Origin of the sequence: Streptomyces mangrovi (assembly GCF_900114215.1) — a bacterium.
Lineage (GTDB): Bacteria > Actinomycetota > Actinomycetes > Streptomycetales > Streptomycetaceae > Streptomyces > Streptomyces barkulensis.
The window spans coordinates 1-26,020 of record NZ_FOSG01000036.1 but is presented as its reverse complement, the minus strand read 5'-3'; the positions used below and the strand labels follow the sequence as shown (position 1 = coordinate 26,020).

Below are 26,020 nucleotides of genomic sequence, written 5' to 3'. Positions count from 1 at the left end.
CGTCCAGGATGATCTCGGTGGTGAGCCGGGAGACCGCGTCGACCTCCGCGCCGGCCGAGCGGTCGGCGAAGGTGAACGCCCGCAGCATGGCCTCCGCCAGGTTCGGTTCCCGCTGGAGCGCGCGGAAGGCACGCATCAGCGTCACCGCGACCCGGGCGGCGGGCTCCGGCTCCCTCGGAGGGTGCCGGTGCAGCGTCTCGTGCAGCCGCTCCAGCTGGTCGTGCATGGTGGCGACCAGTAGATGCACCTTGGAGGGGAAGTAGCGGTAGAGCGTGCCCAGCGCGACGTCCGCGCACTCGGCGACCTCGCGCATCTGCACCGCGCCGAAGCCCCCGCGCCGGGCCAGCCCGGTGCTGGCCGCCAGGATGCGGCGGCGGCGCGCCTCCTGGCGCTCGGTGAGCGCGGGGGCGGAGGGGAAGCCGGGATGTGCCGTCAAGTCTCTCCTGCCGTCTGTCCCGTCGGGCCCGGGCGGCCACCGCCGCGGGCCCGGGCCGCAAGGGGCCCGGAAGGCCGCATCCTCGCAGGGCGGAGCCGTGGCGTGAATCACCCGGACCGGCTCGGTCCGGAACTTCTACCGGCCGGTAATCTTGCGAGCCGGACCCGCCCCGCCGCCGAGGCGGACGGGCCCGGGCGCGGGCCGGGCGTGCCCGGGGCATCATTGAAACTTGTTCCAGAATATCGTCGGCGGTTACGCTCCGGCGGAAAATCGCCGCGAGGACCTTCGAGAAGGGGGCCGTGAGTGACGGCAGAGGCCACCTGGGGCGCCGCGCCCGGACCCCTGGCGGGCGAGGCCGCCGACGGCGGCCGGCCGCTGCGGATCGCGCTGCTCACCTACAAGGGGAACCCGTTCTGCGGCGGCCAGGGCGTCTATGTGCGCCACCTGTCGCGCGAGCTGGCCCGGCTCGGCCACCGCGTCGAGGTGATCGGAGCCCAGCCCTACCCCGTACTGGACCAGGAGGACGGCCTGCCGGGTCGGATCACCCTCACCCGCCTGCCCAGCCTCGACCTCTACCGGCAGCCCGACCCCTTCCGCACCCCGAAGCGCGGCGAGTACCGCGACTGGGTCGACGCGCTGGAGGTCGCCACCATGTGGACCGGGGGCTTCCCCGAGCCGCTGACCTTCTCGCTGCGCGCCCGCCGCCATCTGGCCGCCCGGCGCGGCGAGTTCGACGTCGTCCACGACAACCAGACCCTCGGCTACGGACTGCTCGGCCTGGACCGGATCGGCTTCCCCCTGGTCACCACCGTCCACCACCCCATCACCGTCGACCGCCGCCTGGACCTGGCCGCGGCCGAGGGCTGGAGACGCCGGGCCTCGGTGCGCCGCTGGTACGGCTTCACCCGTATGCAGAAGCGCGTCGCCCGGCGGCTGCCCACCGTGCTGACCGTCTCCGGATCCTCCCGCCGGGAGATCACCGAGGACCTCGAAGTGCGCCCCGAGCGCATCCACGTCGTGCCCATCGGCGCCGACACCCGGCTGTTCTCGCCCGACCCGGCCGTCCCCGAGATCCCCGGCCGCATCGTCACCACCTCCAGCGCCGACGTCCCCCTCAAGGGGCTGGTCCACCTCGTCGAGGCCCTGGCCAAGGTCCGCACCGAGCACGAGGGCGCGCATCTGGTCGTCGTCGGCAAGCGCCCGGAGAAGGGTCCGGTGGCCGAGGCGATGGAGCGCTACGGGCTCGACGGCGCGGTGGAGTTCGTCAAGGGCATCAGCGACCGGGAACTGGCCGACCTGGTGCGCGGCGCCCAGATCGCCTGCGTGCCCTCGCTCTACGAGGGCTTCTCCCTGCCGGCGGCCGAGGCCATGGCCACCGGCACCCCTCTGGTCGCCACCACCGGCGGCGCCATTCCCGAGGTCGCCGGCCCCGACGGCGAGACCTGCCTGGCGGTGGAGCCCGCCGACGCCGGCGCGCTCGCGGCGGCGCTGGGCAGGCTGCTCGGCGACGCGGAACTGCGTGCGCGCCTGGGCGCGGCCGGACGGGAGAGGGTGCTGCGCCGCTTCACCTGGGAACAGGCCGCCCGCGGCACGGTGGAGCACTACCGGGCCGCCGTCGCGGCCCGCAACCCCGCCACGCCCGTTCCCCGCTAGCCGCCGCCCGCCGCTTCCGGCCGTCACCGCACGCACCGCCCCGCACCCCATAGCACCGCATAGCACCGCACCGAGGAAGGCAGACACCAGTGCTGACCGTGGACTTCTCCCGCTTCCCGCTCGCCCCGGGGGACCGGGTCCTGGATCTGGGGTGCGGCGCCGGACGCCATGCCTTCGAGTGCTACCGGCGCGGGGCACGCGTCGTCGCGCTGGACCGCAACGCCGAGGAGATCCGCGAGGTCGCCAAGTGGTTCGCCGCCATGAAGGAGGCCGGCGAGGCCCCGGCGGGCGCCGAGGCCACCGCGATGGAGGGCGACGCCCTGGCCCTGCCCTTCCCCGACGACAGCTTCGACGCCGTGATCATCTCCGAGGTGATGGAGCACATCCCCGACGACAAGGGCGTCCTGGCCGAGATGGTCCGGGTGCTGCGCCCCGGCGGCCGGATCGCGGTGACCGTGCCGCGCTACGGGCCGGAGAAGGTCTGCTGGACGCTGTCCGACGCCTACCACGAGGTCGAGGGCGGCCACATCCGCATCTACCGCGCCCACGAACTGCTGGCGAAGATGCGCGGCGCGGGCCTGAAGCCGTACGGCACCCACCACGCGCATGCCCTGCACTCCCCGTACTGGTGGCTCAAGTGCGCCTTCGGGGTGAACCGGGACGGCGACGACGCCGCGCTGCCGGTGCGCGCGTACCACAAGCTGCTGGTCTGGGACATCATGAAGAAGCCGCTGGCCACCCGCCTCGCCGAGGACCTGCTCAACCCGGTGATGGGCAAGAGCTTCGTGGCCTACGCCACCAAGCCGCACCTGCCCGCCGACGCCGACGCCGCCTCCGTCCGGGAGACGGCGTGACGAGCCCGGGCCGCACCGAACGGCTGGTCCTGCCCGGCGTCCTGACCGCCGAACAGGCCGAGCGGACCGTCGCGGGCATCGCCGCCCTCCAGCGCGAGGACGGCGCGATCCCGTGGTTCCGGGGCCACCACCTCGACCCCTGGGACCACGTCGAGGCCGCCATGGCGCTGGACGCGGCCGGGGAGCACGAGCGGGCCGAGGCCGCCTACCGCTGGCTGGCCGAGCACCAGAACGCGGACGGCTCCTGGTACGCCGCCTACGCCGACGGGGACGCGGCCCGCCCCACCGACCTGGGCAAGGAGACCAACTTCTGCGCCTACGTGGCCGTCGGGGTGTGGCACCACTACCTGGCCACCGGCGACGACACCTTCGCGGACCGCATGTGGCCGGTGGTCCGCGCGGCCGTGGAGTTCGTCCTGGAACTCCAGCAGCCCGGCGGGCAGATCGGCTGGAAGCGCGAGGCCGACGGCACCCCCGTCACCGACGCCCTGCTGACCGGCAGCTCCTCGATCCACCAGGCGCTGCGCTGCGCGCTGGCCCTGGCCGAGCACCGCGAGGAGCCGCAGCCGGACTGGGAGCTGGCACTGGGCTGGCTGGGCCACGCGGTGCGCCACCACCCCGAGCGCTTCCTGAACAAGGACCGCTACTCGATGGACTGGTACTACCCCGTCCTGGGCGGCGCGGTGACCGGGGCCGCGGCCAAGGAGCGCATCGAGTCCGGCTGGGACCGCTTCGTCGTCCCCGGTCTGGGCGTGCGCTGCGTGCTGCCCAACCCCTGGGTGACCGGCGGCGAGAGCGCCGAACTCGCCCTGGCCCTGTGGGTGATGGGGGAGTCCGACCGGGCGCTGGAGATCCTGCGCTGGATGCAGCACCTGCGCGCCGAGGACGGCCTGTACTGGACCGGCTACGTCTTCGAGGACGAGGCCTTCTGGCCCGAGGAGCTGACCTCCTGGACCGCCGGATCGCTGCTGCTGGCCGTGGCCGCGCTCGGCGGCGACGAGGCCACGGTGTCGGTCTTCGGCGGCGAGGGGCTGCCGGCCGGGCTGGAGCCGGACTGCTGCTGAGCCGGATCCGGCCCGGCGGAAGCCGCACCGCCTCCCGCCGCACGTATGCGGCAGGCCCCGCCGTACCGGGCGGGGCCTGCCGCGTGTCTGCTCGGATGTCCGCCGCGTGTCCGGGCGGGGGAGTCAGCCAGTCAGCCGCGCTGGATGCCGGAGGTGTCCTGCAGAACGCCCCGGCGGCCGTCCTGCGTCTGCGCCACCAGCGCCTGGCCGCGCTGCTCCACCGCCAGGTACCAGGTGCCCGGGGCCAGTTCGGCGACCGGGGCGGGGGAGCCGTCCTCGCCGTACAGCGGCCGGGCGACCGGGACGGCGAACCAGAACGGCTGGAAGTTCGGGTCGGCCGGAGCGCCGCCGCCCGCCGGGGCCGCCTGCTGCTGCGGCGCCGGCTGGCCCCCGCCGTACGGCTGCTGCGGCTGACTCTGCTGCGGCTGGCCCTGCATCGGCTGACCCTGTGCCGGCTGCCCCTGCATCGGCTGGCCGGGCTGACCCGGCTGCGGGCCGCCCGGGTAGCCGTAACCGCCCTGCGGCTGCCCCTGCATCGGCTGGCCGGGCTGACCGGGCTGGGCGCCGGGGTAGCCGTAGCCGCCGGCCTGCGGGCCCGGACCGTAGGGGTTCGGGGCCTGTGGGGAGGGGGCCGGCAGCAGCGGGGCCTTCAGCGCGCCCACGGTGTTGCCCAGGACGGCGAAGGCCGCCATGAGCAGGCCGCCGATGAGGGTCAGCCAGGCGCCCACGCCCAGGTCGATGCCGCGGTTGAGGTTCTGGTCCTCCGGGTCCGGCGCGATGGTGGCGAACATCGACCACAGTGCCGCCCAGCCGACGAAGACCGCCAGCGCGGTGCCCCACTGGTCGAGGCCGAGCCCCGCCACCTTGCGCTCGCCGGGCAGGATCCGCCCGAGGACGAGCAGGGCGGCCGCGATCAGCGCGGCGAGCGTCACGGTCGGCAGCAGCGGGAAGAGTGCGGGCTCCCAGCTGCTGACCGTGCAGTTCTCGGTGCAGTCGTCGGCCTTGAAGAAGGCGAGGAACGAGGCGATGAACAGCAGGACCGCTGCTCCGACAACCGCGCCATCGCTTCGGGTGAGCGAGCGGATGTTCACGTAAGATCCTTAATCGGTTTCGTCATGGTCTGGTCAGACGGGGGCGGGCCCTATCGTACGGAAGGACGCTCCGCGGAGTCCGGCGGGTTCTCCCGCCCGGTCCCGGCCCGTCCCGCCGGCTCGGCCCACCGGTTCGCGCGCCGCTTCACGCACCGTCCCCGGCGCCGCTTCGCGCCCCGTCGCGCCCGTCGAGCAGAAAGGCCTCGACGCCCTCGGCGATGCCGCGGGCCGCACGCTGCCGCCACTCGGGGTCGGACAGCCGCCGGGCCTCCCGCGGATCGCGCATGTTGCCGCACTCCAGGAAGACCTTGGGCACCCGGGAGAGGTTCAGCCCGCCCAGGTCGTCGCGGACGGTCAGGCCGGTCTCGGCCACCGAACCCCCCAGGTAGTCGGCGGGCGAGGAGCCCGTGGCCCCGGCGAAGGCCCGGACGAGGTGTTCGCCCAGCCGGCGTGAGGGGCCGGTGATCCGCCGGGTGTCGGCGGAGCCCTCGGTCACCCGCGCCGGGAGGATGACGTGGAAACCCCGGTCGCCCCCGCCCGATCCGTCGGCGTGCACCGAGACCACCGCGTCGGCCCCCGCCTCGTTCCCGGCCCGGGCGCGCTCGTCCACGCACGGCCCGTAGGGGCGGTCGCCGTCGTGGGTGAACTCCACCTCCGCGCCCAGCCCTTCGAGGAGGGTGCGGGCGCGGCGGGCGACGTCGAGGGTGAAGGACGCCTCCGCGTAGCCGGAGTCGGTGGCCGTGCCGGTGGTGTCGCACTCCTTGCGGTGCGTGCCGGCGTCCACCCGGCGCGCGATCTCGCGGGTGTGCTCGCGGTTGTCCGGGTTGTGCCCGGGATCGAGCACCACCACGGTGCCGTCCAGGGGGTTTCCCTCCCCGTCCGGCTTCCCGCTCTCCCGCGGCTCCCCGGAGGAGCCGGAGGAGGGTGCCCTGGAGGCCGCGGGGGCGCCCGGCGCCCCGCCGGCGTCCGTGTCCCGCGCCGACCGCCACACCAGCAGGCCCGCCAGGATGACGGACAGCACGATCGCGAGGATCACGGCAGGAGTGGACAGCCGTCGGCCGAGGGACATGATCGGATCGTAGCGCCGTGTCCTACAGGCCCGGACCGGTACGCCGCAGAACGCGCAGCGAGCGGAGGGCGTGCTCCTCGGCGAACGCGCCGGACTCCAGCGCGCGGCGGTGGATGCGGTGGGGCGCCTGACCGCCGTCGGCCGGATCCGGGAAGACGTCGTGGATGACCAGCAGTCCGCCCTCGGCCAGGTGCGGGACCCAGCCCTCGTAGTCGGCGCTCGCGTGCTCGTCGGTGTGCCCGCCGTCGACGAAGACCAGGCCGAGCCGGCCGCCCCACACCGACGCCGCCCGCGGCGAGCGTCCGACGAGCGCGACGACGTACTCCTCCAGTCCGGCGGCGTGCAGGGTGCGTCGGAAGGAGGGCAGGGTGTCCATCAGCCCCACCTCACGATCCACCAGGGAGGGGTCGTGGTACTCCCAGCCCGGCTGCTGCTCCTCGCTGCCCCGGTGGTGGTCGAGGGTCAGGACGGTCACGTCGCCGTCCGCGCGGCGGGCGGCGTCGGCCAGCAGGATGGTGGAGCGGCCGCAGTACGTGCCGATCTCCAGCAGCGGCAGCCCCAGCCGCGCCGCGTCGCGGGCGGCCGCGTACAGCGCCATCCCCTCGTCGGCGGGCATGAAGCCCTTGGCCGCCTCGAAGGCGGCGAAGACCTCGGGCGCGGGGCGCGCTGCAGAATCCATGGGCTGGGCCTCCCTGACCTGTGGTGCGGCCGACCATGCTGCCGTACGCGCGTCCCGGCCGGTGAGGCGGGTGGGCGCGGCGGACGGGACGCGCCTTCGCGTCCGGGCGGGGAGCGCCCCGCGTCCGGCGGACGGAGAAGGCCCCGGGTGCCGCGCGGGACCGCGGCGCCCGGGGCCCACGAGGACGTGCCGGGGCGGGATCAGTCCTGGCGCGGCTCCTGCCGGGCGGGGCGGCGGTGGCGTCCCCGCACGGGCACCGAGGCCTCCTCGCCGACGGCGGCCGGGCCGCGGTGCCGGCCGTGGTGCTCGCCGGTCTCGGCGCTCGTCTCGCTGCTCGTCTCGGTCTGGGTCTGGGACATCGCGGGAATACTCCGTGGATTCGAGGCTTCTTCCTCCGTACCCGACCAGATCGTAGTAGTTCTACGATCTTCGCTCCGCATCATTCCGGGCCAGTGGCGCCTGCTGGAGCGGCACCGGGACGAAGGCCGTCGTCCGCACCGCGAGCGGACCGCCGCCCTCCGCCGGACCGTCCCCCGCCGGGCAGCCGTCCTCCGCCGAGCCCCCCTCCGGGGCGCGCTCCGCGCGCCGCCGGGGCGGCGGATCGGGCTCCGGCGACGGCGTGATCCGGGCCAGACCGCACTGCGTCCGGCCCGCCCGGCCACCGGCGCACGGCAGCCGCAGCTCGCCCTCCGCCGTCCACAGACCCGTCCCCCGCACCCACCCCACCGGGGCCGGCAGATGCCGCAGCCGCCGCTGCGAGGGACGCCACACGGCCACCCACGTCCCGTTCGGACCGTCCGCGCGCAGCGCCACCGCGCAGCCCTCGGGGGTGAGGGCCTGGCCGGGCTGGACGGCGAACGGGGTCAGCGCGACGCCCGGCGGGCGCAGGGCGTCGGGGAAGCGCACGGGCCGGTGGCTGCCGAGCACGCCCCAGCCCAGCCGCACCCCGCCCGGCGCGTCGGAGCGCAGGAGCAGCAGACCGCTGTCCGGGTCGGCCAGCAGCAGCCGGTCGTCGCTGTCCTCGGTGAGCTCCAGCAGCGGGAAGACCTCGCCGCCGCGCCCCAGGTCGACGGCGACGGTCTTGGTGCGGCCGGAGGCGTCGGTGCGGTCCAGGGCCAGCAGGCGCCCCTCGCGGTCCAGCCAGGTGCCGCCCGAGCAGCGGCCGGGCACCTCGGCGACCGGCGCCGGGCCGCGGGCGCCGCCGTGCACCAGCCACACCGTCGCGCCGTGCTCGCCGGGCGCGAGCGCGTGGACCGGCGAGCCGGGCGAGCCGTGCGGGGCGGGAGGCAGCAGCCGCAGCCGCTCGTGGTCCACCGAGCCCAGCGGGAGCTCGCCGGTGCCCGGGCCGGTGGGGTAGAGCAGCGCGAGGTGGTGCCGACCGCCGGCCGCGCGGCGGATCAGCACCCGCCCGTCGGGCAGCGGCAGCACCTCGGTGTCCGGCCCCTCCGGGCGGGGCCCCGGCAGCGGGACCGCGTACGGCTCCGGGCCGTCCAGCGTCCAGCGCTCCGGGATCAGGCCGCGCCCGTCCCCGGCCGGCGCGAGCCGGGCCGCGTAGGAGCCGTCCGCGGCGATCGTGAGGCCGGGATGCGCCGCGTTCGCGCCCTCGCTCCGGGCGGCCTCGACGGTACTGATGGTCATCAGCCCATCACCTCCGGTGAGGACGGTAGTTTTCGCGCTCCCCGCCAGGCGGTCCGAGCCGGAGGCCTTCACACGTACGGGGGACGGCGGCCCGTTTCGCGGGCAGAGGAGGCGCCCGGTGTGCTCCGCCCGGCCCCGCACACCGGGGCGCACGGCAGGTAACCTCTCACCCGTGCCTGCACTCTCCGATGTCATCGCCGCACTCGACGAACTGTGGCCCCCCGAGCGGGCCGAGCAGTGGGACGCCGTCGGAACGGTCTGCGGGGACCCCGATGCCGAGGTCGGCCGGGTGCTGGTCGCCGTCGACCCGGTGCGGGAGACCGCCGAGGAGGCGGTGGAGCTCGGCGCCGACCTGCTGCTGACCCACCACCCCCTCTACCTGCGCGGCACCACCACGGTCTTCGCCGGCGCCTTCAAGGGCCGGGTCGTGCACGACCTGATCCGGGCCGGCGCCGCCCTCCACGTGGCGCACACCAACGCCGACCGCGCCGACCCCGGTGTCTCCGATGCCCTCGCCGAGGCCCTCGGCCTGCGGATCACCGGCCCGCTGGTGCCCGACCCCACCGACCCGGCCGGACGGCGGGGCCTGGGCCGGATCTGCGAACTGGACGCCCCCGAGCCGCTGGCCCGCTTCGCCGAGCGGGTGGCCGCCCGGCTGCCCGCCACCGCGCAGGGGGTGCGGGCCGCCGGCGACCCTGACCGGCCGGTCGGCACCGTCGCGGTCTGCGGCGGCTCCGGCGACAGCCTCTTCGACCAGGTGCGGGCCGCCGGCGTCGACGCCTACGTCACCGCCGACCTGCGCCACCACCCGGCCTCCGAGGCCGTGCAGCACGGCGGCCCCCACACGGGGCCGGCGCTGGTGGACGCCGCCCACTGGGCCACCGAGTGGCCCTGGTGCGAGCAGGCCGCCGCCCAGCTCGAATCGGTGTCCGAGCGGCACGGCTGGGGGCTGCGCGTCCACGTCTCCCGCACGGTCACCGACCCCTGGACCGTCCACGCGGCGTCCGCCCCCGCCCAGGGCGCCGCCCCCGCCACCACCATCACAGGAGCCCCCAACTGAACGCCGAGCCCGCCGACCAGATCCGCCTCCTCGACGTCCAGGCCCTCGACGTCCGGCTCAGCCAGCTCGCCCACCGGCGCAGGAACCTGCCGGAGCACGCCGAGATCGAGGGACTGACCGCCGACCTCACCCAGGTGCGCGACCTGCTGGTCGCCGCCCGGACGGAGGAGAGCGACACCGCCCGCGAGCAGACCAAGGCCGAGCAGGACGTCGACCAGGTGCGCAAGCGCGCCGCACGCGACCAGCAGCGCCTGGACTCCGGCGCGGTCACCTCGCCCAAGGATCTGGAGAACCTCCAGCGCGAGATCACCTCCCTCTCGCGACGCCAGAGCGACCTGGAGGACGTCGTACTGGAGATCATGGAGCGCCGCGAGTCCGCCCAGGAGCGCGCGGCCGAGCTGGCGCAGCGGGCCGACTCCGTCCAGGCCCGGATCGACGACGCGGTGGCGCGGCGCGACGCGGCGCTGACGGAGATCGACGCCGAGACCGAGACCGTCACCAAGGAGCGCCAGGTCGTGGCCGCCTCGGTCCCGGCCGACCTGATCAAGCTCTACGACAAGCTGCGCGAGCAGCAGGGCGGCGTCGGCGCGGCCCGCCTCTACCAGCGGCGCTGCGAGGGCTGCCGCCTGGAGCTGAACATCACCGAGCTCAGCGAGATCCGCCAGGCCCCGGCCGACGCGGTGGTGCGCTGCGAGAACTGCCGCCGGATCCTGGTGCGCACCCCCGAGTCGGGACTGTGATGCCAGGCCCCCAGCAGGCCCCGGGCTCCCCGGAATCCCCGGGCTCCCGCCCGACCTTCGTCGTCGAGGCCGACGGCGGCTCCCGCGGTAACCCCGGCCCGGCCGGCTACGGCGCGGTCGTCCGCGACGCCGGGACGGGGCGGACGCTGTCGGAGGCGGCCGAGTACATCGGCACCGCCACCAACAACGTCGCCGAGTACCGGGGCCTGATCGCCGGGCTGCGCGCGGCCCACGCGCTCGACCCGCAGGCCCTGGTGCGGGTGCGGATGGACTCCAAGCTGGTCGTCGAGCAGATGTCGGGCCGCTGGAAGATCAAGCACCCCGCCATGCGCCCGCTGGCGCTGGAGGCCGCCTCCGTCTTCCCGCCGGAGTCGGTCACCTACCAGTGGATCCCGCGCGAGGAGAACAGCCACGCCGACCGGCTGGCGAACGAGGCCATGGACGCCGGACGCCGCGGTGAGACCTGGCGGCCGGCCGACTCCACCGCCGAACTCGACACCGGCGCCCACGCCGACACCCTCCCCAACCTCTCCGGCCTCCCCGCGGACCCCGGGGCCCCGGCGGCCACCCCCGAGAGTTCCGCCGAGGCGCGGGCGGCGGCGCGGGCCGCCGTACGCCAGGCCGTACGGGAGACCCACCGGACATCCGCCGCCGCCGTGCGGGGCGCCGGGACGGACGACCCGACGGCCCTGACCGCGGCCGACGAACTGCCCGTGGAGCCCGCGGGCCCCGCGGACCGGGCCGCGCCCGCCGGACAGGGGGAGCCGAGCACCCCGCAGGTGGGCTGGGGCGCCGACATGGGCACCCCCACCACCCTCGTCCTGCTGCGCCACGGCGAGACCCCGCTCACCCCCCTCAAGCGGTTCTCCGGCAGCGGCGGCACCGATCCGGAGCTGTCGGCGACCGGGCTGCGCCAGGCCGAGGCCGCCGCCTCGGCCCTCGCGGCGCGCGGCACCGTCCAGCACGTGGTCAGCTCGCCGCTGGTGCGCTGCCGCCGGACCGCGCGGGCGGTCGCCGACCGGCTGGGACTGGGAGTCGAGGTCGAACACGACCTGCGCGAGGCCGACTTCGGCGCCTGGGAGGGGCTGACCTTCGCCGAGGTGCGCGAGCGGTACCCGGAGGATCTGGACGCCTGGCTGGCCTCGCCCGAGGCCGCGCCCACCGGCGGGGAGTCCTTCGCCTCCGTCATCCGCCGGGTCGAGGCCGCCCGCGACCGGATCCTGGCCCGCCACGCCGGCCGCACGGTGCTGCTGGTCACCCATGTCACACCGGTCAAGGTGCTGGCGTGCACGGCCCTGGGCGCACCGCCCGAGGCGCTGTTCCGCATGGAGCTGTCGGCGGCCTCGCTGTCGGCGGTGGCGTACTACGCGGACGGCAACGCCTCGCTGCGGCTGCTCAACGACACCGGCCACCTGCGCTGACGTCCCCGCCGCGCGCGTCGCCCGTACCGTCCGCGTCGGCGCTCGCGGGGACGCCCGTACCCGCGCCCGCGCCCAGCCGGGCCGCCTCGCGGGCCAGGCGCTCGATCCGGCCCCAGTCCCGCGCCCGCACCGCCTCCGGCGGCAGCATCCAACTGCCGCCCACACAGGGCACGTTGGGCAGGGCCAGATAGTCCGCCGCCGAACCCTGCCCGATGCCGCCCGTCGGGCAGAACCGGGCCCGGGGCAGCGGCGAGGCCAGTGCCTGAAGATACGCCGGTCCGCCCGCCGCCCGGGCCGGGAAGAACTTCATCTCCTCCACCCCGCGCTCCAGCAGCGCCATGACCTCCGAGGCGGTCGAGACCCCCGGCAGCAGCGGCAGGCCCGCCTCCCGCGCCGCCGTCAGAAGCCGGTCCGTCCAGCCGGGGCTGACCAGGAAGCGGGCGCCGGCGTCCCGGGCCGCCACCGCCTGCCGCGCGGTGAGCACCGTGCCCGCGCCGACCACGGCCCGCGGCACCTCCGCCGCGACCCGGCGCACCGCCTCCAGGGCGTCTGCCGTCCGCAGCGTGATCTCGACCCCCCGCAGTCCGCCCGCCACCAGCGCCCGCGCCAGGGGCACCGCCTCGGCCGGATCGGCCCCGCCGTCGAGGACGACGACCGGCAGTACGGGGCCCAGGGCGAGCACGGAGGGCAGGGGCGCGGACGGTACGGGCGGTGCGGGCGCGTCTGTCATGGCGGCCATCCTGCCCACCCCGCTCATACACCGCAACGCCCGTTGCGCACCGCGCAACGGAGTGGAGTCCGGAGTCCGGAGCCCGGTCAGAGCTCGGTGACCACCACGTCCAGCCGCCACGGCGTCCCGCCCTTCGCCGGAGGCTCCACCTCCACCGCGTACCCCAGGCCGCGCAGCGCCTCGGCCAGCTCCGCCGGGCCGCCCGGCTCGACGCCCTCGCGCAGCAACGCACGCACCATCCGCCCCTTGGTGGCCTTGTTGAAGTGGCTGACCACCGACCGCTTCTCCACACCGCCGACGATCCTGGACTGAAGGACCCGCACCGTCGCCGTCCGCCCGGCCAGAGCGCCCTTCGGCTTCCACATCGCCCCGTACGCCGCCGACCGCAGGTCCAGTACCAGCCCCTCGCCCGCCGCCTCGGGCAGCACCGACTCCAGCGGCCCACGCCAGTACCGGCCCAGCGGGCCCAGCCCCGGCAGCCGCACCCCGCCCGAGCAGCGGTAGGGCGGGATCGGGTCGCCGATCCGTACCGCGCCCCACAGCCCGGAGAACACCAGAAGCCACCGCTCGGCACGCTCCCGCGCCGCCGCGTCCAGCGTGGCCAGGCCCAGCGCGTCGTAGAGCACACCGGTGTAGACCTCGCCGGCGGGACGCGTCGGGGCCGTCCGCAGTCCGGCGTTCCTCGCCACCTCGCCGCGCAGGCCCTCGCTCAGCCCCAGCACCTCGCGCGCCTTGTCCTCGTCGGCCGAGCACAGTTCCACCAGCTCCGCCAGCACCGCCTCCCGCGCGGCCGTCAGCCCCGGCAGCGACAGCGCCCCCGGATCGAGCGCGGGACCGGACGCCCCGGCGGCCTTCCCCTCGGACGGCGGCAGCAGTACGAGCACGGTGGTTCTCCTCACAGGCGGTACACGCGCCGGGTCGCGTTCCTCCGCGCCGACGCCCACAGCAGCGTATGCGCCCCGCTCACCCGGTCGCCCCGCCACCCCGTCACCCCGCCGCCCGGCCGGGGCATCGGATCCGGCCGCTGCGGTACCCGGTGCGGCGTGAACCCTTTCCAGCACGACCGGAAGGCCCGCGCGGCGTCCTCCCGCCCACCGCTGTGGGTGTGGCCGACCGCCGGAGGCGCCGTCGCCCTGGCCGCCGCGATCCTCCTGGAGCAGTTCCGGCCCCGGCGCGGAACCGGCCCGGCCAACCTCTGGCCGGGCGGTCACGAGTCGGCCTCCTCGATGCTCCAGGTGGTGACCACCTCGTCGGTCACCGTGGCGACCTTGTCCCTCAGTGTCACCGTGGTGACGCTGCAACTGGCCTCCCAGCAGTTCTCCCCCCGGCTGCTGCGGCGCTACGCCCACGACCCGGTGCTCAAGGCCGTCCTGACGGTGCTGCTCACGACCCTGGTGTTCGCGCTGGCCACCCTGTCCTTCATGAGGTCGGGGGAGGCGCTGCCGGTGGTGTCCCTCTTCCTCGCCTCCGTGCTCGGCGTCGCGTCCCTGGCGGCGGTGCTCGGTTTCCTCAACCACATCATCCGCAGACTGCGGGTGGACTCCATGATGCTCGACACCCACCGGGAGACCAGCGACGCGATCCGCAGGCGCCATCCCGCCCGCGACGCCCCCTCCGCGCACGTCCCGGATCCGGAACCGGCACGCGGCGCGGTGGTACGCGCCCGCCGCAGCGGCTTCCTGCGGCTGACCGACGCACGGGCGCTGGTGGCGTGCGCGCGCCGCGGCGACACCTTCGTCCGGATCGGTGTCCGCCCCGGCGACCTGATCGTGGCGGGGAACCCGGTCGCGGTGGTGTGGCCCCGCGACCCCGCCGACGGGACACCCGCCCCCGGGGCCGACGGCACCGCCGAGGAGATCGAAGACGCTCTGGAGACCGGCTTCGAGCGGACCCCCGACCAGGACGTCGCCTTCGGCTTCCGACAGCTCGAGGACATCGCGGTCAAGGCGATGTCCCCGGGGATCAACGACCCCGTCACCGCGTGCACCGCCGTCGGCCACATGGCCGACCTGCTGGTACGGCTCGCAAGCCGCCGGCTGGGGGACATCCCGCACGAGGACGAGGACGGCATCGTGCGGGTGGTCGTGCCGGACCGGGACCTGCGCTACTACCTCGACCTGGCCTGCGGACAGCTCAGGCGCTACTCCTCGGGCGAACCCTCCGTGCTCGCCGCCCTGCTGCGCATGCTCCGCGACCTGGCCGCGGCGGTGCACCGGGAGGGCGGGGAAGGCGGCGGGGCGGACGCGGCCGAGGTCCGGCGGGCGGCGGAACTGATCATGGACACCATGGACTCCTCCGTCGGCCCGGCGGACGCCGCGCAGGTGCACGACCTGAACGGCCGCGTCCTGGCGGCGCTGGAGGGACGCCTCCTCGACGCCTACGCCGACCGCAGCGGCGAGACACGGTCGGTGTGACGCACCCGGCGCGACGGCCGGCCGGGCCGGGGCCGCCGCCGGCCCGCCCGGCCCTGGGCGCCTACCGAAGCCCCCTCCCCGTCCCCGCCTCCGCCCCCGTCCCCGCCCGCAGCGCGGCCACCGCCGCCCGCGGGTCCTCGGCGTACAGCCGCAGCACCCGCGCCCGCTCCCGGCCCCCGAGCGGACGGACGACCTCCACCGGCGCGGCCAGCTCCACCGTCACCGTGGTCTGCCCGCCCACGGCCAGATCCAGCACCCCGTCGGCGACCTCCACCAGGCGTCCCGAGGGGAAACGGCGCTCGACGCGGACGGCGGCCACCGACTCCGCGGGCACCGCCACGTCCACCAGCGCGCCGTGGCGCACCCGCAGCGAGCCGTCCGCGCCCACCACATGCGGACGCACCGCACAGGCGGCGTGGAAGCCCAGCACCAGCAGCACGCTCCACGCGTCCAGCACCAGCACCACCGCGTGCGCCACCGGCCACCGGGCCAGCAGCACCGCCAGCACGGCCGTCTCCACCACGATCACGAACAGCAGCCCGTACACCAGCGCGGCCTGCCCGCCCGCGTACGCGACCGGCGCGTCCCCCGGCCCCACCCCGTGCGGACGCCGGGCCACCCACCGCACCAGGCTCGCCATCACCCGCGCCTCGTGCACCAGCAGCCGCCGCACCGGCACCGGTACAGCCACCGCGGCCGCCCGTACGGCCTCGCCCGCCGCCGCCCGGCCGCCCAGCCCCCGCCGCCGCGCCGCCCGCCAGGCGCGCACCAGCACCACCGCCTCGGCCGCCACCACACCCGCGACCGCCGCCTCCGCCGCCACGAGCACCGGCCACGGCACCCGCACCCCCGCCACCAGGCACACCACCAGCGCGACCTCGGCCGTGACCACCGCCAGCGCGCCCCACCGCAGCACGGCCGTACGCCCCCGGCCCGCCGTACGCCCCCGGCTCACCGGGCACGCTCCACCAGCAGCCGCATCGCCTGCCGCACCGCCTCGGCCTGGGCCGGGGCGAGGTCGGCGAACACCTCCCCGGCGAAACCGCCGTCCGCCCCCTCGCCGTGCCCGCCGTACGGAAGCCCCTCGGGAACGCCCCCGACCGCCTCCAGCACCTCGTCCGGCACGCACTCCGCCACCGCCCGGGCCGCCCGCGCCACCCGCGGATCGTCCACGTCCGCCTCCACCAACTCGTCCAGCAGGGCGTACACCCGGTACATCCGGTCCATCGCCGCCGGGTCGGCGCCCGCGACGCCGAGCGCCGCGACCACCTCCCGGCCGGCCCGCGCGGGCGCGGCCGTCTCCAGCAGGGCCAGCAGCTCCCGCTCCTTCGCCGCCATCGCCGGCTCCGGCCCCGGCAGCCGGGCCCCGGCGCGGGCCATCTCCCCGAACAGCGCGGCCAGTTCGGAGGAGACCGGCCCCTCGGCGGGCAGCTCCCCGCGTTCGGCCAGCTCCAGCAGCTCCCGCACCCGGGCCCGCCGCCCGCGCAGCGCCTCCTCCTGCCGGGCCAGGTCCGCGTCCAGCTCGGTCAGCACCTCGTGCAGCTCGCGCCCCGCGTCCGAACCCCGCGCGGCCAGGACGTCGCGCACCTCCTCCAGACTCAGCCCCAGCCCGGTCAGCCGCCGCACCCGCGCCAGCGCGACCGCGTCGCGCAGCCCGTACTCCCGGTAGCCGTTCGCCCGCCGCGCGGGCTCGGGCAGCAGCCCCAGATGGTGGTAGTGCCGCACGGTGCGGGTGGTGACGCCCGCCAGCGCGGCCAGCTCGCCGATCCTCATGGCGTGAGTGAACACCTTGACGTCGCGGCATGGTCAAGGCGCGGTCCGCGCCGCGTACGGCGGCGGGATAGCATGGGCGGTACGGCAGACGAGTCGTGCGGGCGGTCGCGGCGGAATCCCTTACGGGGTGAACGTCGAGGAACGTCCGGGCTCCACAGGGCAGGGTGGTGGGTAACGCCCACCCGGGGTGACCCGCGGGAAAGTGCCACAGAAAACAGACCGCCGGGGGCCTCACCGCCCCCGGTAAGGGTGAAACGGTGGTGTAAGAGACCACCAGCGCCCAGGGTGACCTGGGCGGCTCGGTAAACCCCACCCGGAGCAAGGTCAAGAGGGGCCGTCGCCCTACTGGGACGGCGGCCCTGCGCGGATGTCCGAGGGCGGCCCGCCCGAGTCCGCGGGTAGACCGCACGAGGCCGGTGGCGACACCGGTCCCAGATGGATGGCCGCCTCCCGGCGGGCCGCGAGGCCCACCGGAGACAGAACCCGGCGTACAGCACGGCTCGTCTGCCGCCTACCGCTCCGGCCCGCCGCAGCCCCCGCCCCCCTACGCCTGGCACGGCAGTCGACGTATCCGTTGTGTCGACTGCCGCGCCAGGCGTAGGGGAGAGTCAGTAGGCGATGACCAGGCGGACGGACGGCTTGTCGATGATCTGCCCGTCGGTCGGATTCCCGGTCGGAGTTCCTGACGGGTAGGCGGCGATCGACGGCAGTAGGGTGCGGTCGTTGCCCCAGGCGCGCAGCTGCACGCTCAGCCGCTCGGCCAGTCCCTGACCGGCCGGTCCGTACCCGGCAGCGCCCAGCCGGTACCGCTTGCCGCTCCGCACATCGACCGGTTCGAGAACCAGATACGCCAGGGAATCACCTTCGACGAGGGCGGGGCTCAGCGCGGGGACGGCCGGGCGGTGCAGTCCGGCGGTGCCGGTGAATGCTTCGGGGCGGACTGTGATGCGGCAGGTCGCCGGGTCCAGAGCGCTGAGACGGAGCCAGATTCCGTCGAGCGGTTCCTCCGGTGCGACCACGACATCGGTCCACAGGAGGTGTTCCTCCGCCTCGGCCAGGCTTCTACGCAGGCTGAGCGGGTGGATGGGCTGGTCGGCGTCCCAGTACAGCTTGACCAGGCGGGACTCGTCCACATAGCCCTCGCGTTCGCCGTCCTGGCCGATCATGGGCAGGAAGCCGCAGGTGGCCAGGGACTCCGAACGCAGGCGGTCGGTTTCGCGGACGAAGCCGACGCTGCGGGTCAGACCGCGCCAGCGCAGCGGAAGTACCATGCGGCCACCGACGGCCAGTTGTTCCCACCAGGATGCGGGTAGGTCCCAGACGCCTACGGTGGCGATGAGCCGGTCGTACGGCGCGTATTCGGGGGCCCCGAGGGCGCCGTCCCGGGTGAGGACCCGCACGTCGCCGAATCCGGTCGCGTCGAGTCGCTGCCGGGCATGGGCGGCGACGTCCTCGTGGTAGTCCAGGGTGGTGACACTCCCGGCCGGGCCGGTGAGGTATCGCATGAGCGCGGCGTTGTAGCCGGTGCCCGCGCCGGCCTCCAGAATGTTGTCGCCCGGCTGGATGCCCAGCTGGGCGAGCATGAAGAACACCACGTCGGGCTGTGATGCGCAGCTGAGGGGCAGGGCGTCGGGGTCGGGATTGTCCTTGATCGTTACGGCCTGGTTGGCGTAGGCCAGTTCCAGGGATGCCCGGGGAATGAAGTCGTGCCGGGGAACCGCGCGCATCGCCTCCTCGACGCGAGTGTCGTAGAGGCCGGGGGGACTGGCCTTCACGATCTGGTCGACCAGATGATTGCGTAGTTCATGCGGAATGCTGTGCTTGGTCATACATGTCCTTCCGGGAGACCCGGCTCGTTCTGGGCGGAGCGCGGGCAGAGCCTGGTTACATCGTGGAGGTGTGAATCGGTGGTGAATCGGATCAGCCGCTCAACAGCAGGCAGAGGTCCCAGCGTGTCTCTTGTGTAGTGCACTTGAGGTCTTCGAGCTGGATCAGATCCAGCCCGGCGGTACCTTCCATGAGCGTGGGGCGGGCCGGCGGCCCATGCTCCTTCAGGTACGTGGTGAGCCCGGACCGTAGCCTCGGGAGCAGGACGGGGAGCTGCCCGTCCTGCTCGTCCTCGGCGGCACGCCGGGCGGCCTGTATGAGCCCGGACCACCCGTGGCACAGGGAGGCATCGGTGAGCAGGGAGAGCTGCTGCGGGTCCAGCAGGCATCCGGCGAGTGCCTGTTCGGCCTGCTTCCGAAGCACGGTGTCGCCGAGAGCGCGCCCGGCGAGCTGCAGCGCACGGGCGATCCCCGGGGTGCCGTAACACCACGACGGTCGCTTCGGGCCCGTGCGCCCGGTGCTGCCGTGCCGCTGCTCCCGCAGGTCGATCCACTCCGGCCAGCGGGCGGAGTACCCATTGCCGCTCTTCCAGTCGTCCATCCACTGGCCGATGCGAGTAATGGCACGTTTCTGGCCGGCCACGGTGTACCCGTGCAGAGTGGAGGTAGAGAGCAGCGCGAGGGGCCCGGTGATGCCGTGGGCGAGGCCGAAGTTGCCGTGCCCGTCGGCCGGCCACGCAGTCCCCGCTTCGCCGATGCTCCACCAGCCGGGTAGCCTCCGCCCGCCGATGGTGATGGGTTCGCAGAGCTGAACGAGGTAGGACAGGATGCCGTACAGCTCGGCGGCGTTGCCTTGACGCAAGTGGTAGACGCCCAACCCGGTCAGCCCGCTGATCAGGTCGAACTCGGCGGTCTTCGCGGTCCGCCCGCTTTCCAACCGGGCGCGGGCGCCTTCCAGTCGCGAGGCCGTGATGCGCCGTACATGACCATCGAGGACAGACAGGAGCCGCCCGGCGGAGGGGGTGTCCGTGAAAGTGAGGACGTAGGCGACTGCTGGGGCACCCTCGTACAGGCCGAATCCCTCGGGGCCCGCCATGATCGGCATACGGAACATGGACTCGGCGCACGCCCGCATCGCTTCTGTGTCACCCACGCCGACACGCTCTCTGACCGCATGTAAAAGGGTGAGGCCGGCGGCTCCGGAGTACAGCGACTGCGGCCGGCCGGGCACCGCCTGGGTTGTGGAGTTCACTGCTATGCCTCCGGCCACGCGAGGCACGCGATGGCTGAGGGGCCTCGCGTTTTCCGGACAGGTAATTTAGCCGGTTATTTCATGCGGCGAGGCGGAGTCGTTCATGCTCGGCGCGTGCTTCTCGTGGCGGGCGATAACCGATCGCCGAGTGAAGACGCTTGCGATTATACCAGAACTCGATATACCGAATAATGTCCTGCCGGGCCTCCGCTCGGGTGTGATACGTCACGCGTGACACACGTTCGTTCTTCAGGGCGCCGAAGAACGATTCGGCCATGGCGTTGTCAAAACAGATTCCGGTCCGGCCGGCCGAGCGCCGCAACCCGAGTCTCCCGAGGACCTTCCCGTACTCGGCCGACATGTAGTTGCTGCCGCGGTCGGAGTGAAATATCGCGCCCTTTGCGAGCTTCCTGTTGCGGGCCGCGTTCCGGATCGCCCGGGATATCAGCGGTGTCTGGTAGTGGTTGTCCATGGCGTAGCCGATGATCTCTTTGGTGCAGCAGTCGATGACGGTCGCCAGATAGAGCCACCCCTCACCGGTCGGAATGTAGGTGATGTCGCCGACGAGTTTTTCTCCGGGCGCGTCGGCGGTGAAGTCGCGCCCGACGAGGTTCGGCACCGGGCCCGGCGCCGTCCGGGTCAGCGCCCACCGCTTCGGCCTCGGTTGGCAGGGCACCAGGCCCGACTCCCGCATCAGCCGGCGGACCAGTTCCGGGCTGGCGGCGACGCCCCAGCGCAGCAGCTGGGCACGGACGCGCCGGTAGCCGTAGGTGCCGTCGGACATCTCGAACGCTTTGGTAATGAGGAGCCGCAGTTCCTCGCGCCGCTGGGCGGTCGCGGAATCGGGCCGGTTTCGCCAGTCGTAGTAGCCGGAGGTGGATATGCCGAGTTGTCTGCACATGAACTCGACGGAGTAGGCGTACTCCGCGTTTCCGAGTCGCATCGTTTCGATGAACTCGTACTTGCTCGCTACCGGGGATCCTTCGCGAAGTACGCTGCGGCTTTTTTCAGGAAGGCGACTTCCATCTCCAGCTCACGGTTACGGCGTTCGAGTTCCTTCAGTCGGGCCCGGTCGTCCACCGGCAGCGGGCCATCCTGCCGTCCGTTCTCGCGCTCGTGCTGGCGCACCCAGGTGCGCAGCGTCTCCGGGTTCATCTCGAGTTCCCGGGCCACATGTGCGATGGGCTTGCTGGATTTCAGCGCCAGCTGGACCGCTTCTTCACGGAACTCTGGCGAGTACGGACTTGGACGTGCCACGTGCTTCTTCCCTCGATTCCCTACAGGACAACCCTATTGGGTCCCTGTCCGGGATCTTCGGGGCCCCTCAGCTCCCCGTGCTCCCCGCCTGCCGGAGCCGGACGGCATCGTGGCCGGAGCCGTCCTCGCCGCCGCGAATGTGCTCGGCCTCGGTGCCGTGGCCGGTTCCGCGGGGATCGTGCCGACCGTTCCCGGCGGGCTGCCCGTCACCGTCCTCGACGACGACGCACCCGTGTCCGGCCGGGGGCCGCTACCGACGGCGAGCGGGATGGAGAGGCGCTGACGGCCGGCCGTGCTCCGCGCCCGTCCCCGTCCCCGCCCCCGCTCGGGAACGCGGAGGCGGGGGCGGCCCGTCAGGTACGGTGCGGGCCGGGGTGCGGGCTCAGGCGTCCACCTCGTACCGCCCGGTCTCCAGGAAGTACCGCAGCTCCTCCGGGGTGCCGTCGATGACCTCCTCGGCGGCCTCGCGCAGCGCGTCGCTGATGGTCGGGTCCGCCAGGATGCGGGCGACGGCGACGCGGTCGTCTTCGGCCTGTGCGAGGCGGTAGCCGGTTTCCAGGAAGGCGCGGAGGGCTTCGGGGCTGCCGTCGTCGAGGGTTTCGTTGATTTCGCGGATGACGGCTTTGTCGCCGTTCTGTTGTGCTTGGTGCAGGATGCGGGCGACGGCGACGCGGTCGTCCTCGGCCTGTGCGAGGCGGTAGCCGGTCTTCAGGAACTCCCGCATGTCCTCCACGGTGCCGTCGAGGGCCTCGTTGGCCTCCCGGACGACTCCTCGGCCGGAGTCCTCGTCCGCCAGGATCCGCAGGATCGCGAAGCGGAGCTCCTCCTCCGACATCTCGTCCACCGGCTTGTCGGACGCGGCCGTCGTGGCCGTCGCGGTCGCCGGTGCGGCCGCGGGGCCGGCCGCTAAGGCCGGGCCGGTGAGGAGCAGGGCCGGTGTCAGGGCGGCGGCCGCGACGAGCAGCGTGGCGCGGGTCGGTCTCATGGGGCGTACCTCCGTGGTTCGTGCCGTCGGTGGAAGGATCATCGCCGCCGCGCGCCGCCGGGATCACTACCGGATCCGGGCAGTCTTCGCCGGTCTTCGCTGCCGTCCTCGTGCCGGGCTTCCCCTTCACTCCTTTTCACTCCTTCGGCTGACACTCGGCCCTCCGCGCCGTCTGCCCCGCGCGTCTGTCGTTACCGTGCGCACGGGGCGGGCGCCGCCGCTACGGTGGAGATCGGAAGGAGATCCGTGATGACCATGGCCATCGATCGGTCCGCACAGACGAACGGCTCCGCGCAGATGAGCGTCGAGGAGTTCGAGCAGCTCGAAGCCGCCGCCCCGCAGACGGTGAAGCTGGAATTCGTACGTGGAGAGCTGAGGGTCAAGCCGGTGCCGGATGGGGATCACGGAGAGATCATCAGGTGGCTGCTCAAGCGGTGCATGGTGCAGCGGCCCGAGCTGTATCTGTATCCGGAGCAGGGGCTCATCGTGGAGGAGTACGGAAGTGGCCGGGCCCGGCCGGACGGGGTGCTGGCCCCGGAGATGTACTTCGCCGGGCGTGGCGAGTGGTCGGACCCCGCCGGTGTGCTGATGGCCGTGGAGGTCACCTCCACCCGGCCCGGCAGGGACCGTACCGAGAAGCCCGACGGGTACGCGGCGGCCGGTATCCCGGTGTATCTGCTGGTGGACCGCGAGCGCCATGAGCTGGTCGTGCACTCCAACCCGGAGAAGGGCCGCTACCGGGACGTTCACACCACGGCCGGCCTCGGCGAGGAGCTGCGGCTGCCGGACCCGGTGGGGATCGTGCTGGAGACCGGCGAGCTCAAGGAGCTGATGGCCTGACGGCCCGGGTGCGTGTCCGGGTACGCGTCCGCGCCGCCGCCGTACGCGCGCCGGAACGGCGGTCCCCGTCCCGGCGCCGGTCGCCGCCGATAATGCCGGTACGCGACGGAAAAGGAGTACCTCCCATGAGCTCCGAGGCGTTCAGGGACCACGGGCCGCGCCCCCACGCGCTGGACATCGAGCAGGCGACCCTGACCAACGACCGCTTCCGCACCACCCTGTGGACCGGCACCAACCTCCAGCTGACGGTGATGAGCATCGAGCCGGGCGGCGAGATCGGCCTGGAGATGCACATTGACCGCGACCAGTTCCTGCGGGTGGAGGCCGGGCGGGGCCGGGTGCTGATGGGGCCGGAGAGGGACCGGATGTCCTTCGACCGGGAGGTCGTCGACGACTGGGTGGTCCTCATCCCGGCGGGGACCTGGCACAACGTGGTCAACACCGGCGAGGAGCCGCTGAAGCTGTACTCCCTCTACGCCCCGCCCGAGCACCCGCACGGCGCGGTGCACCGTACGAAGGCCGACGCCGACGCGGCGGAGACCGGGGAGGCCGAGGCGGAACGGGAGGCGGAGCAGGAGGCCGAGGGGGAGGCCGGCGCGGGGTGACCGGCCTCGCCCGTGCCGGTCACCCGCCCGGCGGCGGGGGTTCGCCGGCGCAGGCGCGCAGACGTTCCGAGACGGCCCGCGCCACCTCCCGGTGGCGGCCGTTGAGGTAGAAGTGGCCGCCGGGGAAGGACAGCAGGTCGAAGGAGTCCTCCGTCGCCTCCTCCCACGCCTTCACGTCGGCGTCGCCCACCCTGGGGTCGCTGTCGCCGGTGAGGGCGACGACGGGGCAGCGCAGCGGCTCGCCCGGCTCGCAGACGTACCGCTCGGCGGCGCGGTAGTCGGCCCGGACGGTGGGCAGCACCATGGAGAGGAACTCGTCGTCGGCGAAGAGGCTGGGGTCGGTCCCGCCGAGGGACACCAGCTCCTCGACGAGGCCGGCGTCGTCCTTCAGGTGCACCCACCCCTTCTCCGCGTGCCGCGGCACCGAAGGGGCGCGGCACGCGGAGGCGAACAGGAGTGCCGCGGCCGTGCCCGGTTCCCGCTCGAAGCGGCGTGCCACCTCGAACGCGACCATGCCGCCCAGGCTGTGCCCGAAGAGGGCCAGTGGCCGGTCCGCCCAGGGCGCCAGTGCCGCGAACACGCGGTCGGCGAGTTCGGGGACGCTGTCCACGGCGGGTTCGCCGCGGCGCTCCTGCCGGCCCGGGTACTGGACGGCCAGGACCTCCACGAAGGGCGGCATGGCCCGCGAGAGCGGGAAGAAGAAGCTTGCCGAGCCTCCCGCGTGCGGCAGGCAGACCAGTCGGACACCGCTGTCGGGCCGGGGATGGAAGCGGCGGATCCAGGTGCCGTCGTCAAGGCCGTGCACGGGGCGCGGCGCTCCTTTCGTGAGGAGGGGTGCGTCAGCCGACGATGTCGCCGGGGGACGCCTGGGGCTCGGGCGACAGCAGGTGCACGGCGCCCTCGGCGTCGTAGGAGCCCAGGATCAGGAACTCGCTGGTGAATCCCGCGATGCGCTTCCTGCCCAGGTTGATGACGCCCACCACCAGGCGGTCCTTGAGGTCCTCGGCCGGGTAGTTGGTGACCTGGGCGCTGGTCTGCAGCACTCCCGCCGGGCCGAAGTCCACCTTGATCTTGTAGGCGGGCTTGCGGGCCTCGGGGAACTCCTCCACCGACAGGACGCGGCCGACCCGGATGTCGGTCGCGAAGAAGCTGTCGGCGCCGGTCTCGGGCTTGAGCTGCTGGCTGTTCGTCACGGGATCGCTTCCTGTTTCCGTCGTGGGCGCGCCGGGGCGCGGCCGTGTCCGTGCTTGCGGGCCGTGCCGGCGGGCACGGCGTCCCCCACGGTAAGGGGCGGTGCACCCCGCGTGCACCGCATTCGGCCGGACATCCGGCCGAATGGTGCCGCGGGCAGGGCCCGGTACATGTGTCCTGCCGGGGTCCCGCCCGCCCTCCCCAGCACGTCGAGGCGCGTCGGGGCGCAGATCCTTTCAGGGCCTCGCCTCAGGTGAGGCGCACGGTGATGCAGCGTCCGAGTCTGTGGGTCCTCTCGCGCACGGTGGCGGCACCGGTGGCGCTCAGCAGGTCCGCCACGCCGCGGCTGCTGAACGACTGGGAGCGAAAGCCCTGGTCGCCGCGGAACAGGACGCCTCCGTACGGTCCGGGGACCTCCTCCACGATGCCGATGCCGCAGGCGGTGTAGTACGCGCGGCGCACCTCGGTGGTCCACGGTTCCTCGTTGAACACCGAGATCAGGGCGAGGCCGCCGAGGCCGCCGACGCCCGCGAGGACCTTCTCGGGCTCGGTGAAGTTGCCCACCAGGTTGAACGGCAGCAGGTGCAGCGGACGCTCACCGGTCACCTCGGAGGACCACTCCTGGCAGTGCAGGGCGTCGCCGAGTACGGCGCGGGCCCGGTCGCCCAGGCCCTCGTCCCCGATGCGGCGGTTCAGCGAGTCGATCGCGCCCGGGTTCACGTCCACCCCCAGGTAGCGGACGCCGGCCGCCCGGGCCACTTCCAGGGCGCGGCCGTCGTAGCAGCCGAGTTCGACCAGGCTGTCGCACTCGTGCCGGCAGACGGCGTCCATCGCGGCGAGTCCTTCCATCTGGAGGAAGGGCAGCAGTTCGTCGGGGAAGTTCGCCGCACGCATGATGGCGCGCGCTCCCCCGTCGCGGTAGAAGGAGGCAGGGCCGAGGACTCCGGGGACGCCGCCGGCGCCCTGGACGCCGGACTGTGTGAATGCAGCGGATTCCAACGAATCTTCACCTTTCGGGTAGCCCCGGTGGCTCATGACGCTCACTCCGGTGCGGTGCCGGGCGGGCGGAAGCGGTTGATGGCGTCGATGTGCTTGGCCCGCGTCTCGGTGTCGCGCACGCCCATGCCCTCCTCGGGGGCCAGGCACAGCACGCCGACCTTGCCCTGGTGGGCGTTGCGGTGCACGTCGTGGGCGGCCTGGCCGGTCTCGGCCAGGGGGTACGTCCTGGACAGGGTGGGGTGGATCTTGCCCTTGGCGATCAGGCGGTTGGCTTCCCAGGCCTCGCGGTAGTTGGCGAAGTGGGAGCCGATGATGCGCTTGAGGCTCATCCACAGGTAGCGGTTGTCGTAGCTGTGCATGTAGCCGGAAGTGGAGGCGCAGGTGGTGATGGTGCCGCCCTTGCGGGTGACGTAGACGGAGGCGCCGAAGGTCTCGCGGCCGGG

The 26,020-nt window shown here is 73.9% G+C and carries 27 protein-coding genes and 1 other RNA gene; 10 read left to right on the top strand and 18 right to left on the bottom strand.

The features are described from left to right. The coding region (locus BM237_RS28145) for a TetR family transcriptional regulator (protein ID WP_093852567.1) at window positions 1-436 on the bottom strand (436 nt) is incomplete at its 3' end. A 303-nt stretch (window positions 437-739) separates the two neighbouring features. Here BM237_RS28145 and BM237_RS28140 point away from each other — a divergent pair. The 3 genes from BM237_RS28140 (at window position 740) to BM237_RS28130 (ending at window position 4,007) form a co-directional block, all read left to right on the top strand. Further along, complete coding sequence (locus BM237_RS28140) at window positions 740-2,089, top strand: glycosyltransferase family 4 protein (RefSeq protein ID WP_093852566.1); 1,350 nt, start codon at window positions 740-742, stop codon at window positions 2,087-2,089. Window positions 2,090-2,178: 89 nt separating this feature from the next. Continuing rightward, window positions 2,179-2,943 carry a class I SAM-dependent methyltransferase gene (locus BM237_RS28135; RefSeq protein WP_093852565.1) on the top strand — a complete coding sequence of 255 codons (765 nt, stop codon included), beginning with the start codon at window positions 2,179-2,181 and terminating at the stop codon, window positions 2,941-2,943. Then, window positions 2,940-4,007, top strand: a complete 1,068-nt coding sequence (locus BM237_RS28130) for a prenyltransferase/squalene oxidase repeat-containing protein (RefSeq protein WP_093852564.1) — start codon at window positions 2,940-2,942, stop codon at window positions 4,005-4,007. The genes BM237_RS28135 and BM237_RS28130 overlap by 4 nt, the downstream gene beginning before the upstream one ends. A gap of 131 nt (window positions 4,008-4,138) precedes the next feature. Here the strand turns inward: BM237_RS28130 and BM237_RS28125 are convergent, their stop codons facing one another. The 5 genes from BM237_RS28125 to BM237_RS28110 all read right to left on the bottom strand — a co-directional run bounded on the left by BM237_RS28125 (window position 4,139) and on the right by BM237_RS28110 (window position 8,484). Further along, complete coding sequence (locus BM237_RS28125) at window positions 4,139-5,098, bottom strand: DUF5336 domain-containing protein (RefSeq protein ID WP_093852563.1); 960 nt, start codon at window positions 5,096-5,098, stop codon at window positions 4,139-4,141. Window positions 5,099-5,243: 145 nt separating this feature from the next. Then, window positions 5,244-6,167: an N-acetylmuramoyl-L-alanine amidase gene (locus BM237_RS28120; RefSeq protein ID WP_093852562.1), complete on the bottom strand. Its 924-nt coding sequence runs from the start codon at window positions 6,165-6,167 to the stop codon at window positions 5,244-5,246. Window positions 6,168-6,189: 22 nt separating this feature from the next. Continuing rightward, on the bottom strand, window positions 6,190-6,846 hold the full coding sequence (locus BM237_RS28115; protein ID WP_093852561.1) for a class I SAM-dependent methyltransferase: 657 nt from the start codon (window positions 6,844-6,846) through the stop codon (window positions 6,190-6,192). Window positions 6,847-7,046: 200 nt separating this feature from the next. After that, window positions 7,047-7,205, bottom strand: a complete 159-nt coding sequence (locus BM237_RS29505; RefSeq protein ID WP_175541169.1) for a hypothetical protein — start codon at window positions 7,203-7,205, stop codon at window positions 7,047-7,049. A gap of 61 nt (window positions 7,206-7,266) precedes the next feature. Next, window positions 7,267-8,484 (bottom strand): hypothetical protein, encoded by a 1,218-nt coding sequence (locus BM237_RS28110; RefSeq protein ID WP_245794097.1) that lies wholly within the window; start codon window positions 8,482-8,484, stop codon window positions 7,267-7,269. Between the two features lie 172 nt (window positions 8,485-8,656). Here BM237_RS28110 and BM237_RS29625 point away from each other — a divergent pair, with 172 nt between their 5' ends. The 3 genes from BM237_RS29625 to BM237_RS29615 are packed head-to-tail and all read left to right on the top strand — an operon-like array spanning window position 8,657 to window position 11,705. Further along, window positions 8,657-9,544, top strand: a complete 888-nt coding sequence (locus BM237_RS29625) for a Nif3-like dinuclear metal center hexameric protein (RefSeq protein ID WP_093852560.1) — start codon at window positions 8,657-8,659, stop codon at window positions 9,542-9,544. Next, window positions 9,541-10,284, top strand: coding sequence for a zinc ribbon domain-containing protein (locus BM237_RS29620; RefSeq protein ID WP_217655943.1), 744 nt, complete (start codon window positions 9,541-9,543; stop codon window positions 10,282-10,284). Before BM237_RS29625 ends, BM237_RS29620 begins: the two co-directional genes overlap by 4 nt. Beyond that, window positions 10,284-11,705, top strand: a complete 1,422-nt coding sequence (locus BM237_RS29615) for a bifunctional RNase H/acid phosphatase (protein ID WP_093852559.1) — start codon at window positions 10,284-10,286, stop codon at window positions 11,703-11,705. The genes BM237_RS29620 and BM237_RS29615 overlap by 1 nt, the downstream gene beginning before the upstream one ends. Here the strand turns inward: BM237_RS29615 and eda are convergent. Then, window positions 11,680-12,444: a bifunctional 4-hydroxy-2-oxoglutarate aldolase/2-dehydro-3-deoxy-phosphogluconate aldolase gene (eda, locus tag BM237_RS28090; RefSeq protein WP_281253984.1), complete on the bottom strand. Its 765-nt coding sequence runs from the start codon at window positions 12,442-12,444 to the stop codon at window positions 11,680-11,682. The two genes, BM237_RS29615 and eda, sit on opposite strands and share 26 nt — an antisense overlap. A gap of 77 nt (window positions 12,445-12,521) precedes the next feature. Continuing rightward, complete coding sequence (gene yaaA, locus BM237_RS29495; protein ID WP_175541168.1) at window positions 12,522-13,319, bottom strand: peroxide stress protein YaaA; 798 nt, start codon at window positions 13,317-13,319, stop codon at window positions 12,522-12,524. A gap of 159 nt (window positions 13,320-13,478) precedes the next feature. Between yaaA and BM237_RS29490 the strand changes: the two genes are divergently transcribed. Beyond that, window positions 13,479-14,849 (top strand): DUF2254 domain-containing protein, encoded by a 1,371-nt coding sequence (locus BM237_RS29490; protein WP_175541167.1) that lies wholly within the window; start codon window positions 13,479-13,481, stop codon window positions 14,847-14,849. A gap of 61 nt (window positions 14,850-14,910) precedes the next feature. Here BM237_RS29490 and BM237_RS28075 read toward each other — a convergent pair whose 3' ends face one another. Together BM237_RS28075 and BM237_RS28070 are read right to left on the bottom strand one after the other, a co-directional pair. Next, window positions 14,911-15,804 (bottom strand): hypothetical protein, encoded by an 894-nt coding sequence (locus BM237_RS28075; protein WP_093852555.1) that lies wholly within the window; start codon window positions 15,802-15,804, stop codon window positions 14,911-14,913. Then, complete coding sequence (locus BM237_RS28070; protein WP_093852554.1) at window positions 15,801-16,622, bottom strand: MerR family transcriptional regulator; 822 nt, start codon at window positions 16,620-16,622, stop codon at window positions 15,801-15,803. The genes BM237_RS28075 and BM237_RS28070 overlap by 4 nt, the downstream gene beginning before the upstream one ends. A gap of 89 nt (window positions 16,623-16,711) precedes the next feature. Between BM237_RS28070 and rnpB the strand changes: the two genes are divergently transcribed. After that, window positions 16,712-17,129: RNase P RNA component class A (gene rnpB, locus BM237_RS28065), an RNA gene on the top strand. Window positions 17,130-17,230: 101 nt separating this feature from the next. Here the strand turns inward: rnpB and fxlM are convergent. The 4 genes from fxlM to BM237_RS28045 all read right to left on the bottom strand — a co-directional run bounded on the left by fxlM (window position 17,231) and on the right by BM237_RS28045 (window position 21,942). Then, complete coding sequence (gene fxlM, locus BM237_RS28060) at window positions 17,231-18,451, bottom strand: methyltransferase, FxLD system (protein ID WP_093852553.1); 1,221 nt, start codon at window positions 18,449-18,451, stop codon at window positions 17,231-17,233. 91 nt (window positions 18,452-18,542) lie between these two features. Further along, the gene (locus BM237_RS28055; protein ID WP_245794098.1) at window positions 18,543-19,679 is read right to left on the bottom strand and encodes a lanthionine synthetase C family protein; all 1,137 of its coding nucleotides are present in this window, start codon (window positions 19,677-19,679) and stop codon (window positions 18,543-18,545) included. Between the two features lie 100 nt (window positions 19,680-19,779). After that, window positions 19,780-20,957 (bottom strand): IS3 family transposase gene (locus BM237_RS28050; RefSeq protein ID WP_093852551.1). Its coding sequence is split into 2 segments (ribosomal slippage): window positions 19,780-20,696 and window positions 20,696-20,957, totalling 1,179 coding nucleotides; the frame shifts between segments, so codons are not numbered across the junction. A 382-nt stretch (window positions 20,958-21,339) separates the two neighbouring features. Continuing rightward, window positions 21,340-21,942, bottom strand: a complete 603-nt coding sequence (locus BM237_RS28045) for an ALF repeat-containing protein (RefSeq protein WP_093852550.1) — start codon at window positions 21,940-21,942, stop codon at window positions 21,340-21,342. Between the two features lie 249 nt (window positions 21,943-22,191). On the opposite strand from BM237_RS28045, the gene BM237_RS28040 reads away from it, so the two are divergent. Then, the gene (locus BM237_RS28040; protein ID WP_240958568.1) at window positions 22,192-22,782 is read left to right on the top strand and encodes a Uma2 family endonuclease; all 591 of its coding nucleotides are present in this window, start codon (window positions 22,192-22,194) and stop codon (window positions 22,780-22,782) included. 125 nt (window positions 22,783-22,907) lie between these two features. Next, window positions 22,908-23,387 carry a cupin domain-containing protein gene (locus BM237_RS28035; protein ID WP_175541166.1) on the top strand — a complete coding sequence of 160 codons (480 nt, stop codon included), beginning with the start codon at window positions 22,908-22,910 and terminating at the stop codon, window positions 23,385-23,387. 19 nt (window positions 23,388-23,406) lie between these two features. Here BM237_RS28035 and BM237_RS28030 read toward each other — a convergent pair whose 3' ends face one another. The 4 genes from BM237_RS28030 to BM237_RS28015 all read right to left on the bottom strand — a co-directional run. Beyond that, complete coding sequence (locus BM237_RS28030) at window positions 23,407-24,192, bottom strand: thioesterase II family protein (RefSeq protein WP_093852548.1); 786 nt, start codon at window positions 24,190-24,192, stop codon at window positions 23,407-23,409. Between the two features lie 34 nt (window positions 24,193-24,226). After that, the gene (locus BM237_RS28025; RefSeq protein ID WP_093852547.1) at window positions 24,227-24,580 is read right to left on the bottom strand and encodes a tRNA-binding protein; all 354 of its coding nucleotides are present in this window, start codon (window positions 24,578-24,580) and stop codon (window positions 24,227-24,229) included. Between the two features lie 247 nt (window positions 24,581-24,827). Further along, window positions 24,828-25,577 (bottom strand): SAM-dependent methyltransferase, encoded by a 750-nt coding sequence (locus tag BM237_RS28020; protein WP_175541165.1) that lies wholly within the window; start codon window positions 25,575-25,577, stop codon window positions 24,828-24,830. A gap of 41 nt (window positions 25,578-25,618) precedes the next feature. Further along, window positions 25,619-26,020, bottom strand: a 402-nt coding sequence (locus BM237_RS28015; RefSeq protein ID WP_139238197.1) for a zinc-binding dehydrogenase, incomplete at its 5' end; no start/stop codon positions are given.

Coding starts and splice junctions, on each gene's coding strand:
- BM237_RS28120 (WP_093852562.1), bottom strand. CDS start 6,167: ATGTCCCTCGGCCGACGGCTGTCCACTCCTGCCGTGATCCTCGCGATC.
- BM237_RS28115 (WP_093852561.1), bottom strand. CDS start 6,846: ATGGATTCTGCAGCGCGCCCCGCGCCCGAGGTCTTCGCCGCCTTCGAG.
- BM237_RS29505 (WP_175541169.1), bottom strand. CDS start 7,205: ATGTCCCAGACCCAGACCGAGACGAGCAGCGAGACGAGCGCCGAGACC.
- BM237_RS28110 (WP_245794097.1), bottom strand. CDS start 8,484: ATGACCATCAGTACCGTCGAGGCCGCCCGGAGCGAGGGCGCGAACGCG.
- BM237_RS29615 (WP_093852559.1), top strand. CDS start 10,284: ATGCCAGGCCCCCAGCAGGCCCCGGGCTCCCCGGAATCCCCGGGCTCC.
- eda (WP_281253984.1), bottom strand. CDS start 12,444: ATGGCCGCCATGACAGACGCGCCCGCACCGCCCGTACCGTCCGCGCCC.
- BM237_RS28070 (WP_093852554.1), bottom strand. CDS start 16,622: ATGAGGATCGGCGAGCTGGCCGCGCTGGCGGGCGTCACCACCCGCACC.
- fxlM (WP_093852553.1), bottom strand. CDS start 18,451: ATGACCAAGCACAGCATTCCGCATGAACTACGCAATCATCTGGTCGAC.
- BM237_RS28045 (WP_093852550.1), bottom strand. CDS start 21,942: ATGAGACCGACCCGCGCCACGCTGCTCGTCGCGGCCGCCGCCCTGACA.
- BM237_RS28040 (WP_240958568.1), top strand. CDS start 22,192: ATGACCATGGCCATCGATCGGTCCGCACAGACGAACGGCTCCGCGCAG.
- BM237_RS28035 (WP_175541166.1), top strand. CDS start 22,908: ATGAGCTCCGAGGCGTTCAGGGACCACGGGCCGCGCCCCCACGCGCTG.